The following is a 15,445-nucleotide window of genomic DNA, read 5'->3' on the forward strand; positions in this document are numbered from 1 at the left end:
CGTTCACGATGACGCACACGGACGACCGAAGCGGCACCGGCCGTACCGCCGACGGCCCGTTCCCCCTGAGCACCCGCAATCTGCCGCCACCCGAAGTACGGGAGCTGCCGCCCCCGCCCCGCAAGACCTGGAAGATCATCGGCCCCGGCATCGTAGGTGCCGGAGTGGGCCTGGCCTCGGGCGAGTTCATCCTCTGGCCGTACATCGCCTCGCAGGCCGGTCTCGTCTTCCTGTGGGGCGCGGTCGTCGGCATCGTCACCCAGTGGTTCCTGAACATGGAGATCGAGCGGTACACGCTCGCCACCGGGGAGACCGCCATGACCGGCTTCAACCGGTACTGGCGGCACTGGGGCGCGGTGATGGCGCTGCTGACATACGCGTCGAACCTCTGGCCGGGCTGGGTCACCAGCTCGGCCACGATGGCCTCCTACGTCTTCGGCGGCAATCCCACGTACATCGCGATCGCCCTGCTTCTGAGCATCGGCGCGATTCTCACGCTCGCCCCGGTCGTCTACACGGCGCTGGAAGGCCTGCTGTTCCTGAAGGTCGCGGTGATCGGCGGGTTCTTCACGCTGGCGGTCATCTTCGCGGTGAAGGCGTCCAGTTGGGCGGATCTGCCGCAGGGCGCGACGCACGTGGGCCAGTTCCCCACCGACCTGGGCGTCGCCGTGCTCATGGGCGCGATCGCCTACGCCGGAGCGGGCGGCGGGCAGAACCTGTGCCAGAGCAACTGGATACGTGACAAGGGCTTCGGCATGGGCCACTACGTGCCGCGGCTGGTCAGCCCCCTGACCGGCAAGAAGGAGGAGGACTCGGCGGCGACCACCGGGTACGTCTTCGTGCCGAACGAGGAGAACCTGGCGCGGTGGAAGCGCTGGTGGAGGTTCGCGAACACCGAACAGGCCCTGACCTTCGGCCTGGTGACCGTTCTGACCATCGTGCTCTCCTCCCTCCTCGCCCACTCCACTCTCTTCGGCTCCAAGGGCCTGGCCAACGACATCAGCTTCCTCCAGAAGGAGGGCGAGGCCCTCCAGGCGCAGGTGGGGAACTGGTTCGGCGTGCTGTTCTGGCTGATCGGCGCGTTCGCGCTGTTCACCGCCGCGACGGGCATCGTCGACTACACCAGCCGGCTCGCCTCGGACGTCCTCAAGTCGACGTACATGCGCGGCTCCCGGCTCTCCGAGAGCAGGCTCTACTTCTTCCTGGTGTGGGCCATCGTCGCCATCGGCGTGGTCATCCTGCTGACGGTGCTCGACCAGCCGCTGGTGCTGCTGGTGATCTCGGCCTGTGTGGCCGGGATGATGATGTTCGTCTACGCCGGTCTGCTGCTCTACATGAACCGCAAGGCGATGCCCGCGCCGCTCAAGGTGCGGGGCGTCCGGATCGCCGCCCTCATCTGGGCGATCGTGCTGTTCGGCGTGCTGAGCGTCCTGACGGTGCGCCAGCAGATCCTGGACATCTTCGGCTGACGGCATCCGGGCGGCCGGCCCCCGCGCCGGCCGCCCGGCCCGGCGGTTCGCGTGCCGCCGGTCACGTCACCGCCCTGCCGCCCGCCGTCGTCAACGCCTCGCGGTCGACGCCCAGTTCGCGTACGAGCGCGTCGTCCGCCCAGCGCAGCAGCGCCGCCCGGGAGAGCGACCCCGTGTAGGAGATCGCGTGCACGGCGAGGCCGTCGAGGAGCGCCGTGAGCCGCCAGGCCGCGGCCGAGGGGTCCTCGCAGCGGAACTCGCCGGCACCGGCCCCCTCCGCGATCACTTCGGTCAGGGCGGCCTTCCACTGCTCGTCGAGATCGCGGGCGACCTCCCGCAGTACGGGCTCGCGCAGCGAGGCGGCCCAGCCCTCGATCCACAGCCGCCACCCCTTGGCGTGCCCCGTGGGCGCGTACCAGCGCAGTGCCGCGCGCAGTCTGCGCAGCGCGGTGGTGCGGCGGCCCAGAAGCTTCCGCAGATGCGCCAGGTCGCCCTCGGCCGCATACGCGTACGCCGCGGCGACGAGCTTCTCCTTCGAGGCGAAGTGGTACAGCACCAGGGCGTTGCTGACGCCCAGGCTCGATGCGACGTCGGCGATGCGGACGGCCGACACGCCCCGGGCCTCGATCTGCTCCACCGTCGCGCGCAGCAGCTCCTCCCGGCGCTGCTCCACGCTCAGTCGCACCCTGGCCACGCCGTCACCCTACACACCGGCGTCACATGCGGCCGGACGGCGGAAACCGCCCCGACCGGCGGAAACGTCCTGGACTCAAGTACGGGAATCCGCCGGGGAGTCGGGGCCCGTACGGCCGTGTGCGGTGCGCACGGTGCGGCAGGTGCGTCACCCGTACCACCCGAAGCGCTCCGCGATCGCGGGCAGCCGGTCGGCCACGATGGCGTGGGCCGCCGCGCGAGGGCTCGTGCCCTCGGCCTCGGCGCGCGCCAGCATCAGCTCGATCAGTGCGCGCATCGAGCGGCGGATGTGGGCGAACGCCTCGTCGGCGTCGGCGCCGATGTCCCCGAAGAGGGTCCACCACCACCAGGCGTTGGTACCGGAGTTGACGACGACGTCCGGCAGCACCGTGATCCCCCGCGCCGCGAGCATCCTCTCCGCCTCCGGCAGGACCGGCATGTTGGCGGCCTCGACGACCCAACGGGCGGTGATCCGCTCCTGGTTGACGGTGTCGACCGCGTAGGAGACCGCGGCCGGAATCAGTACCTCGGCGTCCGCGGACAGCCAGGCACCGCCCGGCAGCAGGCGGTCGCCGCGTGCCAGCGCGGAACGGTCCACGCCGCCGTACCCGTCGCGGGCGGCGAGCAGGGTCTCGACGTCCAGCCCGGCGGGATTGGCGACCGTACCCTCGACGTCGGCGACCGCGACGATCTTCAGGCCCGCCCGGGAGAGGAAGCGCGCCGCGGACCCGCCCATGGTGCCGAAGCCCTGCACCGCCACCCGCGTGTCCTCGTACGGGACTTGGGCCCTGTCGAGGCCCGCGAGCACCGCCTCGGCGACGCCGCAGCCGCCCACCAGCTCGTCGAGGCCGATGCCGTCCACGTCGATGGCGAAGGCGTCGTCGAGCCGCCTGCGCGCCGCGCGCTCGTCGTCGAGCAGTGGATAGACGGCCTGGACGGTGGAGCCCACGCCGGCTTCGGCCGCTGCCGCCTCGACCGTCGCCTGGGTGAGGCCCAGGTCCTCGCCCGTGGTCCAGAAGCTCTGGATGTACGGGCGCATGGCACGCAGATAGCGCACCAGGACGCCGTGGGCCTCCGGGTCCCGCGGATCGCAGTCGATGCCGCCCTTGGCTCCGCCGAGCGGAATGTAGCGGCCGTCCGGGTCGTAGTGCAGGGCCTCCTTCATCGTCATGCCCCGGGCCAGACCGGCCACTTCGTCCAGCGCGCAGCCCTTGCGCATGCGCAGGCCGCCGCTGGAGACGCCGCGCACGAGGCGGTCCACGACCAAGTAGCCCCGGCGGCCCGTGACATGGTCGGTCCAGCAGAGCGAGATCAGCGGCGTTCCTTCCGGAGCACCGCTCATCGCAGGTCCGCGGAGATGACGAGCCGCATGATGTCCGAGGTGCCCTCCTCGATCTCCTCCAGCTTCGCGTCGCGCATCCACTGCTCGACCGGATGCTCACGCGAGTAGCCCCAGCCGCCGAGCGTCTGCACCGCGGCCCAGGTGCAGTAGGCGGCGGACTCGGAGGCGGTGAGCTTCGCCATCGCCGCCTCGGTGCGGGCGTCGAGCCCGGCGTCGAGCCGCTTGGCGGCCCGCCAGGTCATCAGCCTCGACTGCTCGATCCTCGTACGCATGTCGGCGAGGCGGAACGCCACCGCCTGATGCTCGACGAGCGGCCTGCCGAACTGCTCCCGGTTCCTTGCGTATTCACGGGCGTACTCGTACGCGGCGCGGGCGACTCCCGTCGCGGCGGCGCCCAATACGGTGCGGGAGACGTCGAAGGTGCGCATGAGCCCGTAGAAGCCCTGGCCCTCGGCTCCGAGGCGCTGCTCCTCCGGCACGAAGGCCCCGGAGAAGAAGATCTCCCGGCAGACGATGGCGCGTTGGCCCATCTTGCGCATCGGCTCGCCGAACGCGACGCCCTCTGTGTCCTTGCGGAAGAGGAACGCGGTCACGCCGCGGGAGCCGCCGGACGGGTCGGTCTTGGCGAAGACCACGTACTGCTCGGCCTCCCCGGCGTTGGAGATCCACGCCTTCTGGCCGTTCAGCACATAGCCGCCGGCGATGCGTTCGGCCCTCGTCGTCATCGAGGCCGCGTCCGATCCGGCGCCGGGTTCGGTGGTCGCCAGCGCGGTCATCGGCGTGTCGGACGCGGCGAGCGGCGTCAGCCACTCGCGCTTCTGCCGCTCGACGCCCAACTCCAGCACGGGGCCGGCGAAGAAGCCGTTGGAGCACAGCAGATTGCCGATGGCGAGGTCCCCGGCGCACAGCTCCTCCTGGACGAGGCACTGGCTGAACACGTCGGTGAACCCGCCGCCTCCGTACTCCTGCGGCAGCATGAATCCCGTGATGCCGGCGCCGGCCGCCTTGCGCCACACGTCCCAGGGAGTGACGGTGTCCGCCTCGTCCACGGACCGGGCGCGCGGGCGGATCTCGGCGCTCGCGAACGCCCGGCTGAGTTCGACGATGTCCCGCTGCTCGGCGCTGAGCGGGACCAGCTCGGTGGGCAGGTCTGACACGGCGCCTCCAGGGCCCGGGCGGCTGTCCTTCTCGCGTCCCCCGTCTCGCAACTGAACCGCCAGTCAGTATCCGGAGGCGGCCCCGAGCGTGTCAACGGCGGTTCCTGACTGAACCGCGAGTCAGCCGCCGGCCGCCGGGCCGATCACTTCGGGCGAGACGAGCGGGATCACCTCAGTTGTCCCTTTCTGTGACTTCGGCCGCATCACCCTCGACAGGGGTCGCACGTGGTGCTCTATTGGTTCTGCAACCCACACCAGGAGAGCTTCGCCGTTCGCCTGGTCCCGACCGCCCCGCATCGCTGTGATTCCGCCAGCACCCGACGGCCACGCGGCATCTTGGGGCGGCCGGCGATTCGAGAATGCGTGCCGGGCCGTTCTGCCCAGGTCGCCGGGTCCGTCACCACACTCCCGCATCCGACCCAGAGCCCACCGTGCACACCGATGTCCGTTACGCCCTTTTCCGGTACGTCCTTTTCCGGCCGGACGACGGACGACGGCTCTCCCGCCCTCCACGCGCAGGAAGCCGGCACACCAATCGATCAAGAACCACCCGGGGGAGAAAGTGGAACCGAGATGTCCACCGCCTACGAGACTGAAGATCACGAGCGTCTTCGCCTGCGGGTGAGGGAGTTCGCCGAGGCCAAGGTGGCCCCCCGCGTGCCGGAGATGGAAGCGCGCGCGGACGTCGCACACGAGCTGTCGGCCCTCATCGCCCGGCAGGGCTGGATCGGCGTGACCATCGATCCCGAGTACGGCGGCATGGGCGCCGGTCATCTCGCCAAGACCATCGTCATCGAGGAGCTCTCCCGCGTCAGCGGCGCCATGGGTGCGATGGTGCAGGCGTCCCAGCTCGGGGTCGCCAAGGTCATCCACTTCGGCAGCGAGCCGCAGAAGCGGAAGTGGCTGCCGAGGTTCGCCGACGGCACCTGCCTGCCGACGATCGCCGTGACCGAGTCCGGCTCCGGCGGGCACGTCCTGGGCATGGAGGCCACCGCGCGGCGCTCGGGCGGGGACTACGTGCTCGACGGCCGCAAGGTCTTCGTCGGCAACAGCCACGTCGGCGACGTACACGGCGTGGTCGTCCGTACCGGCGAGGGCTCCAAGGGCCTCTCGGCGTTCCTCGTGGAGTCCGACAGACCCGGCTTCTCGCTCGCTCCCCACAGGCGGGCCATGGGCCTGCACGGCTTCAGCTTCGGCGAACTCGTCCTGGAGAACTGCCGGATACCCGCCGCCAACCTGATCGGGGACGAGGGCGACGGCCTGGCCGTCGCCTACTCCTCCAGCATCCTGTACGGACGGCCCAACCTCACCGCCGTCTCGCTCGGCCTGCACCAGGCGATCCTGGAGGAGACCACCCGCTTCGTGAAGGAGCGCCAGCGCTACGGCGGCCCGCTGGCCGACCTCCCCACCGTCCGGCACAAGCTGGGGCTGATGCAGGCCCGTCTGATGACGGCACGGCTGACCGCCTACGACGCCGTGCATCTCCTGGACCGGGGCAGGGCGTGCGACACGGAGCTGATGCACGCCAAGTACGTCAACGTCGAGGCGGCCATCGACTCCGCCCGCGCCGCCATGGAGATCCACGCCGCGGCCGGCCTCCAGACGGACCGCCCCCTCGAACGCCTCGTCCGCGACGCCTTCCACACCTACGCTCCGGCCGGTACGGGCGACATCCAGCTCCACCGCCTCGCGGAGACGGCGCTGGGGGCGGCACGGGGGCAGTGGTCGCAGCGGCTCGCCGGGGCCGCGGGCGCACGGGGCGCCGGCGGCTGACACCGCCGGCCGCCAGGTCTCGCGCCGGTGACTCCTCCGCGAAGGTGTTGCAGTGATCGCAACAACAACCCGTTGGCCTCGCACGAAGCGTTCTACGATGCATCACGGTGAGTGATCTCGGGCATCGCGGGCTGCGTAACGAGGGGGAACGTGGACTGGCGCGAGGAAGTCGTCGCAGCGGTGGAACACTGGCTCAAGCAGGAAGGCGGCAGCGGCCGCAAGGCGAGCTGGAGCCGCATCGGCAGAGCGGTGCGTACGGCGGAATCGGGAGTCTTCACCGTCGACGTACGCGGCGTGGAGGTCGGCGCCGATCAGTTGGAGAGCCTGCGGCTGGCCGACGGTGAGGAGTCCGGAGTCGAGGACGGATTCAACGTCCTCGATGCCGCGCAGACCGGGTCGAGCCTCACCGTCCGCGTCGCCGAGTTCGCCGATCCGTCCGACCCGCACCTGTGGGCGCTGAAGCAGCCGCCCACCTTCCTCCTCGAAGCGCTGCGCGACCGGCTCCGGAATCTGACCGACATCCCGCTCGGCAACAGGCTCGCGGAAGGGCGTCCCGGCGGCACCCGCGCGCACACCTCGCCCCCCGCGGGCCTGCTCCCCGCCCAACAGGAGGTCTACCGGGCCTGCTTGGGCTCGGGGCTGTGGCTCGTCTGGGGTCCTCCGGGCACCGGCAAGACGATGGTCCTGACGAAGGCGATCGGGGACCTGATCGCGGACGGCAAACGCGTCCTGCTCGTCTCGGCCACCAACATCGCGGTGGACAACGCCCTTTCGGGTGTCATGAAGGGGTCCCGGTATGAGCCCGGCGACCTGTTACGCGTCGGCACTCCGCACATCCGGGCGATCGCGGAGGATCCCCTCGTGTCTCTTCCGCTCATCGTCAGGCAGCGTCTCAAGGCAGTGGACGACCGCCGCGATCTGATCGCACGGCGGATGGCGGAGGCGACGCGGAGGGCGAGGGAACTGGCCCGCCTGAAGTCCCGTCTTGAGGGCTTCGACCCCCAGGCGTACCGCAAGGCCGTCTCAACGCTCGCGTCGACCGGCGGCGACCTCACCGCCTGCGAGGCGTCGCTGGCGCGGCGCACGGAGGAGAGGGACGCCGCCGCACAGGCCGTACGCAGTGCCGAAGACGCCTGGCAGGCGACAAGGGACGAGCTCGCGGCGGCCGAGGACTCGCGGCACCTGTGGCAGCAGGTCGATTCGCTCCGTGCCGAGGCGGCTCAGCTCGACGAGGCCGCGTCCCGGGCCGAAGGCGTAGCCCTGCTGGCCGCGGAAGCGAGCGAGCAAGCGCGGTTACGCGTGGCCGAGTTGGAGCGCGCCCCGGGCCGTGCCAGATGGGGCAAGCGCAAGTCCCACGCCGCGGCCCTGACAGAGCTGGCCGAGTACAGGGAACGTGAGGCGGAACTGAACGCCCGTGCCCTGTCCGCCCGTTCGACCGCGGACAGACAGGGCGGCACGCTCGGCCGCCAGGCACAGGAGCTGGCAGACGCCATCCCCTACAGCCGCGAACGCATCCGCCAGTGCGAGGCGGCACAGCAGCAGTGGGCGGCCCGCGTGCGGGACGAGCGCGAGGCGCTCAAGACCGCGACCGACAGGCTGGGTCGGGCGAAGGGGCTGCGCAAGGCCGCCGCACGGTCGCAGCGGCTGATCGAACGGGCCGAAAGCCTCGGCCACCCCGAACTGCACGCCCAGCACGAGAAGTTGCGCCGGGAGGTCAAGGAGGACGGGGCGGGGCGCGAGGCGCTGGAGGCGGAGTACCGGCGCGTCGAGTCGGAGTACGAGCGGCTCGCCCGCGACGCCCAGGGCGAGATCATCGGCGAGGCGAAGCTCGTCGCCACCACCCTCGCGCGCTTCCGTACCAACAAGCACGTCTTCGACAAGCACTACGACGTGGTCCTGGTGGACGAGGCCGGTGCCGCCACCGTCCCGGAGGTGATCCTCGCGGCCGCGCGGGCGCAGACGACGGCCGTGCTGCTCGGCGACTTCATGCAACTCGGCGCCGTCGTCCCGCAGTCGGTGAGGGACAGCGAGCGGCGCGAGGTGCAGCGGTGGCTGATCCCTGACGTCTTCGAGCACTGCGGCATCGACTCGCCGGCGACCGCGCAGGCCACGGCCGGCTGCATCACCCTCGTCGAGCAGAACCGGTTCGGGCACGCGGTGATGCAGCTGGCCAACGACCTCGCGTACGACGGCGTCCTCCAGGCCGGGCAGAACATACGGCGCCGGCCCCAGGACCCCGGCGATCCGGAGATCGTGCTCATAGACACCGACGGTCTGGGCGACCTCGCGGTCCCCCGGCTGACGGGCGCCGCCAGCGGCTGGTGGCCGGCGGGTGTCCTGCTGTCCCGGGCACTCGCGGAGCTGCACCACGAGAGCTCCGGAAGCACGGGCATCGTCACGCCGTACACGAAACAGGCGGCCGCGACGCTGGAGGCGCTCCGCGACGTCGAAGCAGGCGGCCAGGCGCCTCTCGCGGAGGTCGGTACCGCGCACCGGTTCCAGGGGCGGGAGTTCCCGGTGGTCGTCTTCGACACGGTGGAAGCGGAGTCCGGCCGGAAGCTGTGGATGTCGCGGGCGTCCCGCGGAAGCAAGGCGAGCACGTGGCACAGGAACGGCGTGCGGCTCTTCAACGTCGCGGTCACCCGCGTCAAGACACGCCTCTATCTGATCGGCAGCTGGTCGCGGCTCAAGAACTTCGAGAACGATCCGGCTCTGGCGCTGCATCATGTGGCGCGCCGTCTGAGCACACCGCAGATGCGCGTCATACCCGCCAGGGCCCTCATCGCACCGCCGGGCGACTGCGAGGCGGAGGCGATGCTCGGCGCGGTCGGCAACGACCTCGCGCAGGTGCTGGCCCGGCACGTCACGGTGCAAGCCGTCGACAGCGAGCGGGAGTTCTTCGAGGCCTTCCAGCGGGCCGTCCGCTCAGCGAGGCACTCGATCTGGCTGTGGTCGCCCTGGGTCTTCAGCCGGGTCCGTTCGATCCTTCCCGAACTGAAGGCAGCCGTGCAGCGCGGGGTGCGCGTGGTCGTCTTCGTACGGGGCGAGAGCGACGGAAACCAGCGGGAGCACTCGGACTTCCTGCGGGAGCTCCGGGCGGCGGTGCCCACCGTGGTGCGGATACACGAGATGCATCAGAAGATCGTCGTCGTCGACGAGCAGACCGTCATGCTGGGAAGCCTCAACACCCTGTCGCACAGAAGCACTCGCGAGATCATGACGACCATCGACGGCGGCTACTTCGCGCGACGCATCCTCAAGGAGGAGCACGCCGAGCCGTTCTCCCACCCGCCCTCGTGCCCCCACTGCCGCAGGAACGACGTCGACATCCGGCGGGGAGCCAAGGGCCACTGGTACTGGCGCTGCTGCAACTCCCAGTGCCCGCACGGCACCGGCCAGAGGGCCTGGAAACAGCCCGTCGACCTGAACAGCCGGAACCGCAAGCCCCGCGGAGGGCAGGGGCGTCGGACCAGCAGCTGATCGGGGCGGCCCGTGCCGCAGGGCGTCTTCGGTTGCGGCGCCCGCTCCTCCCGCCGCAGGGTGCCGCGCGGCCGGAGGAGCGGGCCCCGGCCGTGTCACTCCGCGGAGGCTCCCGCCGGCTGGGCCGACCCCGCGCTGCCGCCCGGCGCCGGTGCCCGGCCGGAGGACCCGGCGTCGTCCAGTGCCCGGAGGATGTTCTCCACGCTCTGCTTCGCGTCGCCGAAGAGCATGGCGGTGTTCTCCCGGAAGAACAGCGGGTTCTGAACTCCCGCGTATCCGGAGGCCATCGAGCGCTTGAAGACGATGACGTTCTCCGCCTCCCAGGCCCGCAGCACCGGCATGCCCGCGATCGGGCTCGTGGGGTCCTCGGCCGCCGCGGGGTTGACGGTGTCGTTCGCGCCGATCACCAGGACGACCGAGGTGTGCTCGAAGTCGTCGTTGATCTCGTCCATCTCCAGGACGATGTCGTACGGCACCTTCGCCTCGGCAAGCAGCACGTTCATATGGCCCGGCAGCCGCCCGGCGACGGGGTGGACTCCGAAGCGGACCTCGACGCCGCGCTCGCGCAGGGTGCGGGTCAGTTCCGCGACCGGGTGCTGGGCCTGTGCGACGGCCATCCCGTAACCGGGGGTGATGATCACGGAGCTTGCGGAGCCCAGGAGCTCGGCGGCGTCCTCCGCGCTGGTCTCGCGGTGCTCGCCCTGTTCGGCGTCGCCGCTCGCCGGTGCCTCGATGCCGAAGCCGCCGGCGATCACCGAGATGAACGACCGGTTCATGCCCTTGCACATGATGTACGAGAGGTACGCACCGGAGGAGCCGACCAGCGCGCCCGTGACGATGAGCAGGTTGTTGTCGAGGAGGAAGCCCGCCGCGGCGGCCGCCCAGCCCGAGTAGCTGTTGAGCATGGAGACCACGACCGGCATGTCGCCGCCGCCGATGGCCGCGACGAGGTGCAGGCCGAGGAGGAGCGCCAGTACGGTCACGGCGATCATCAGGCCCAGGCTCGGCGTGATCGTGAACCAGACCGTCAGAACCAGGAACGCGGCCAGCGCACCGAGGTTGAGGACGTTCTTGCCCGGCAGCATCAGCGGCTGCGACTTGATCCGCGCGGACAGCTTGAGGAACGCGATGACCGAGCCGGTGAAGGTGACGGCGCCGATGAAGATGCCGATGAAGACCTCGGCATGGTGGATCGACAGCAGCTCGGCGGGGACGACGTGCTGCCCGTCCCCCTTCGCCTCGACCTCGAAGTAGCTGTTCCAGCCGACGAGCACCGCGGCCACGCCGACGAAGCTGTGCAGGATCGCGATGAGTTCGGGCATCTCGGTCATCGCCACGATCCGCGCGCGCCACAGGCCCGCGGCGCCCCCGATCACCATCGCGGCGAGGATCAGCAGGGTCGCGGTGACGGAGATCTCGCGCGCGGCGAGCACGACGGTGGCGAGCAGCGCCAGCGCCATGCCCGCGATGCCGAAGACGACACCGGCGCGGGACGTGCGGTGCTGGGAGAGCCCGGCCAGGCTGAGGATGAACAGAAGCGCCGCGACGAGATCCGCGGCCTGGGCAGACGTGGTGGCAGTCATGGGGCTTCAGCCTTTCGAGAACATGCCGAGCATGCGGCGGGTGACGGAGAAGCCACCGAAGATGTTGACGCTGGTGAGCAGGATCGCCACGAACGACAGGACCGTGACCACAGGCCCCACATGGCCGATCTGCACCAGTGCGCCGACGACGACGATCCCGGAGATGGCGTTGGTGACCGACATCAGCGGTGTGTGCAACGCGTGGTGCACCTTCCCGATGACGTAGTAGCCGATGACGACCGCGAGCGCGAACACCGTGAAGTTCGCCGCCAGTTGGGCGGGCGAGAAGGCGATCAGCGCGAATACCGCGGCCATTCCGGTCCCGATGAGGCCGTACCGGCCGGCCGGGGTGAGGCGCGGCTTCTTCGGTTCGGCCGCGGCCTCGGCTCCCTCGTCGGCCTTGGCGGGGGACGCCGCCGCGGAGACCTGCACCGGTGGCGGCGGCCAGATCTTCTCGCCGTCCCGCACCACGGTGACGGAGCGCTGCACGATGTCGTCGAAGTCCAGCGTCAGCTGCCCGTCCTTGTCCGGCGTGAGCAGCTTCAGCAGGTTGACGATGTTGGTCCCGTACAGCTGCGAGGCCTGTGCGGGCAGTCGTCCCGGCAGATCGGTGTAGCCGATGATCGTGACGCCGTTGTCCGTGACGATGGCCTTGCCGGGGACCGTCCCGTCGACGTTGCCGCCCTGCGCGGCGGCCATGTCGACGATGACGCTGCCGGGCTTCATGCTCGCCACGTCCTCCGCGGTGATCAGCCGCGGGGCCGGCTTGCCGGGGATCAGGGCCGTGGTGACGATGATGTCGACGTCCGCCGCCTGCTCGCTGTAGATCTCGGCGGCGCGGCGGTCGTACGCCTCGGACGTCTGCTTGGCGTATCCGTCGGTGGAGGCCTCCTGCTCGACCTCGACGGGCAGATACTCCCCGCCGAGCGAGCGGACCTGGTCGGCGACCTCCGGGCGCGGGTCCGTCGCCCGTACGACACCGCCGAGGCTGCTGGCCGCGCCGATCGCGGCGAGACCGGCGACGCCCGCGCCGGCCACGAGGACCTTGGCCGGGGGCACCTTGCCCGCCGCGGTGACCTGACCGGTGAAGAACCGCCCGAAGACGTGCGCGGCCTCGATGACGGCACGGTATCCGGCGATGTTGGCCATCGAGGAGAGCACGTCCAGCGACTGTGCGCGCGAGATCCGCGGGACCGCGTCCATGGACAGCACGGTCAGGGACCGCTGGGAGAGCTCGTCCAGCAGGCTCGGGTTGAGGCCCGGGCCGATCATCGCGACGAGGGTCGCGTCGTCCCGCAGGCGCTGAGTCTCCTCGCTCGAGGGCTCGTTGATCTTCAGTACGACGTCCGCCTGCCAGGCGTCGCCGATCTGTGCGCCCGCTTCGGTGTACTGCTCGTCGGAGAAGCCCGAGGCCGCGCCCGCTCCTGATTCGACGACGGCCTCGTAGCCGAGTTTCAGGATCTTCCGGATGCTGTCGGGCGTGGCCGCGACGCGGGTCTCCCCCGCTCTCGACTCGGCGGCGACGCCGACCTGCTGCGGATGTGAATCTGACATCGGTCTCCCTTTACGGGGTCTCGGGCGGCTCTGTGATCCGTTGTACCGGCGGGATGATCAGTTGTACTGCCGGGCCGGACGGCAGTGCGGGGACTGCTCAGGGGTGCGCAATTACTGTCAGTGTGACGGGCCCGGCCCGCGCCGCGTTTCCCAGGTGGTCCCGTGACGGCTTCTCCGCGGCGGCGGCCCGCCACTTCGGGACGCCTTCCGGGACGGGAGGCCGTACCGGAGAAGCGGAGACCTGGAGGGCCGGCGAACCGGAAGGCCGGAGGTCCGGCATCCCGGAAGCGGAACGAGCGCGAAACCAGAGGGAACGGGCGGGAGCGGGGCGGGGACAGGGCAAGGGCCGCGGGGCCTTACTCCACCGGTCTGCGGCCGGGGGTGGCCCACCGCGGGGCGGAGATGTCGGCGGCGGCAACGGGGCGGGAGAACCCGCGGACACAGAGAGACAGGCTGCCCGGCGGCGGGATTTCCGCGGGTGCCGACCGGAAAGCGGCCGGCACCGGCAGGCTCAATGTCTGTGTCCGAGGGGGGACTTGAACCCCCACGCCCGATAAAGGGCACTAGCACCTCAAGCTAGCGCGTCTGCCATTCCGCCACCCGGACAAGGGTCGTCGCCCGGCTCTGCCGTGGCGACGCGGACAACCATACCAAGCTCCGGCGGCGCTCTTCACCTCGGTAATTCCCGGTGAACGGGCGGCCCGGCGAGGCTTCCGCCGGGCCGCCCGTCCCGGCGGTCGGTCAAGCCGCCGTCCAGAGGGGTCCGTTCCCGCGCGCGAGCGGCGATCACCGGGACCGCCGCTCGTACTTTCGCCGGACGGACCGTCGGTGACGGCCCGGACGAGGGCTTCGCCGCCGGAGTGCTCCTCCCTCCCGCCGCGCGGACGCGGCCCGTTGTGTGCGGTACCGGCGGCGCGGACGCGCGGCGCGAGCCGGTCGAAGACGTTCCGGTCGTCGGTGCAGAGCGTGGCGGCACCAGTAGTGGCGGCACCGGTACAGGTACCGCCGTGGCCGGAGTTCATCGCGGCGAGCAGCTCCTCCTCGGTGTCCACGGCGACGATGCTGTCCACCGGCCCGTACGCCTGCGCGCTGCGCGGCGGCGCGGCCGACGGGGACGGGAGGAGCAGCACCGTCGGCGCCAGATACGCGGAGGTGTCCTGGCCGGGCAGGAAGCGGCCCTCCGCCAGAGAGCCCCGGTGCACCGGCACGGCTCCCCGGCCGACGGCGTCGCGGACGAGACCGGACAGCTCCGCGGCCGTGCCCGCGCTGCTCAGCGGCCCGAAGTCCAGGTCGGGCAGGGGCTCTTCGGGGGACGCGACGGCCAGCGGATGCCCGTACCGCGCGGAGCGGACGGCGGGCAGATACGCCCCGAGGAAGTCGTCGAGCAGCGAGCGCTGCACGGCGAAGCGCGCACCGGCGGCGCAGGGCCGCCGGCCACCGCAGTGCGCGGCACCGCCGTAGGCCGCGCGGAGAAGGTGCGTCAGCTGCTCCCAGTCCGAGTACTCCCAGAGCCCCCAGCGCGCGGGCTCTTCCCGCTCCAGGCTGTGGCGGCTGACCTGAGCCTGCGCGGTCGCCGGGGCCGTCTCCTCGCCGTCGCCGCGGCGGGGCGGGCCGCTCACGAGCGTGAAGGGCAGCCCTTCCCGTACGGACAGGGCGCAGGCCAGGCTCACGCAGGCCGCGCCGCCCTCGTCCGGAGTCCGGGCGATCACCGCGTTGCCCGCGAGCGCCTCGACGAGCATGGCGTGGACGAGGTCGCTCACCGGGTGGTGCGGGCCGGTGACGTTCTCCACGGGACCGGGCAGACAGGTGCGGCCCCGCAGCGCGGTGCCGATGGTGCCGACGTGGTCGCGCACGCCGTCGACGGCACGGTCGACGTCCGCCTGTGCGTGCCTCCACGGCGCGCCCGTCTCCCACACCAGCAACAGGGCGAGCAGGGCGCGGTGTTCGGCCAGCGCGTCGAGGGCGGCGGCCACGCGGGCGCAGCGCTCCGGCAGCGCAACATGGCGCCATGCGCGGTGCCGGGCGAGTGCGTCGGAGACCGCGTCGCGGGCCGTGGCGGCGTCGAGCGCCGGTGCGGCGGCAACCGGCGTGCCGTCGACGGGACTTGTGGCGGGAGGCGCTTCACCCCCGCCGTGCCAGCCGCCGTGCCGGAGGCTGTTGAGCCGGCCGTCGGCGGTGAAGGCTTCGGGCGCGGTCTCGCGGCAGCGGCGCCAGGCGTCGGCCCAGGCTTTGCCGGGTTTGAGGGTCAGGGTCGGCGGTGCTGGTGGCGTCGGGGGTGGGAGTGACGAGGGTGAGGGTGTGGTGCCCATCGTTCTTCTCCGCTCTCGTTGCACGGGACGGGGCGGGGTCGCTGAAGCCGGCGTGGACTGATTACTGGACAGTAGTGAGTTGTCG

9 protein-coding genes and 1 tRNA gene are annotated in these 15,445 nt (G+C 71.2%); 3 read left to right on the forward strand and 7 right to left on the reverse strand.

Going from position 1 to position 15,445, the window contains the following annotated elements:
• Positions 1 to 8 precede the first annotated feature (8 nt).
• Positions 9 to 1,469: an Nramp family divalent metal transporter gene (locus QQM67_RS14825; RefSeq protein ID WP_314174291.1), complete on the forward strand. Its 1,461-nt coding sequence runs from the start codon at positions 9 to 11 to the stop codon at positions 1,467 to 1,469.
• Positions 1,470 to 1,530: 61 nt separating this feature from the next.
• Here the strand turns inward: QQM67_RS14825 and QQM67_RS14830 are convergent, their stop codons facing one another.
• The 3 genes from QQM67_RS14830 to QQM67_RS14840 form a co-directional block, all read right to left on the reverse strand.
• Complete coding sequence (locus QQM67_RS14830; protein ID WP_314174292.1) at positions 1,531 to 2,163, reverse strand: TetR/AcrR family transcriptional regulator; 633 nt, start codon at positions 2,161 to 2,163, stop codon at positions 1,531 to 1,533.
• A gap of 147 nt (positions 2,164 to 2,310) precedes the next feature.
• Positions 2,311 to 3,504, reverse strand: coding sequence for a Glu/Leu/Phe/Val dehydrogenase dimerization domain-containing protein (locus tag QQM67_RS14835; protein ID WP_314174293.1), 1,194 nt, complete (start codon positions 3,502 to 3,504; stop codon positions 2,311 to 2,313).
• Positions 3,501 to 4,661, reverse strand: a complete 1,161-nt coding sequence (locus tag QQM67_RS14840) for an acyl-CoA dehydrogenase family protein (RefSeq protein ID WP_314174294.1) — start codon at positions 4,659 to 4,661, stop codon at positions 3,501 to 3,503. Before QQM67_RS14840 ends, QQM67_RS14835 begins: the two co-directional genes overlap by 4 nt.
• A gap of 573 nt (positions 4,662 to 5,234) precedes the next feature.
• On the opposite strand from QQM67_RS14840, the gene QQM67_RS14845 reads away from it, so the two are divergent.
• Together QQM67_RS14845 and QQM67_RS14850 are read left to right on the forward strand one after the other, a co-directional pair.
• Positions 5,235 to 6,434: an acyl-CoA dehydrogenase family protein gene (locus QQM67_RS14845; protein ID WP_314174295.1), complete on the forward strand. Its 1,200-nt coding sequence runs from the start codon at positions 5,235 to 5,237 to the stop codon at positions 6,432 to 6,434.
• 150 nt (positions 6,435 to 6,584) lie between these two features.
• Positions 6,585 to 9,914, forward strand: a complete 3,330-nt coding sequence (locus QQM67_RS14850) for an AAA domain-containing protein (protein WP_314174296.1) — start codon at positions 6,585 to 6,587, stop codon at positions 9,912 to 9,914.
• A 95-nt stretch (positions 9,915 to 10,009) separates the two neighbouring features.
• Here the strand turns inward: QQM67_RS14850 and pntB are convergent, their stop codons facing one another.
• The 4 genes from pntB to QQM67_RS14870 all read right to left on the reverse strand — a co-directional run bounded on the left by pntB (position 10,010) and on the right by QQM67_RS14870 (position 15,360).
• Positions 10,010 to 11,497, reverse strand: coding sequence for a Re/Si-specific NAD(P)(+) transhydrogenase subunit beta (pntB, locus tag QQM67_RS14855; RefSeq protein ID WP_314174297.1), 1,488 nt, complete (start codon positions 11,495 to 11,497; stop codon positions 10,010 to 10,012).
• A 6-nt stretch (positions 11,498 to 11,503) separates the two neighbouring features.
• Positions 11,504 to 13,051 (reverse strand): Re/Si-specific NAD(P)(+) transhydrogenase subunit alpha, encoded by a 1,548-nt coding sequence (locus QQM67_RS14860; protein ID WP_314174298.1) that lies wholly within the window; start codon positions 13,049 to 13,051, stop codon positions 11,504 to 11,506.
• 521 nt (positions 13,052 to 13,572) lie between these two features.
• Positions 13,573 to 13,657, reverse strand: a tRNA-Leu gene (locus QQM67_RS14865).
• A complete protein-coding gene (locus QQM67_RS14870) occupies positions 13,615 to 15,360 on the reverse strand; it encodes an aldehyde dehydrogenase family protein (protein WP_314174490.1) in 1,746 nt (581 codons plus the stop codon). The genes QQM67_RS14865 and QQM67_RS14870 overlap by 43 nt, the downstream gene beginning before the upstream one ends.
• Positions 15,361 to 15,445 lie beyond the last annotated feature (85 nt).

The sequence above is a fragment of the Streptomyces winkii genome, from assembly GCF_032248595.1.
GTDB lineage: Bacteria > Actinomycetota > Actinomycetes > Streptomycetales > Streptomycetaceae > Streptomyces > Streptomyces winkii.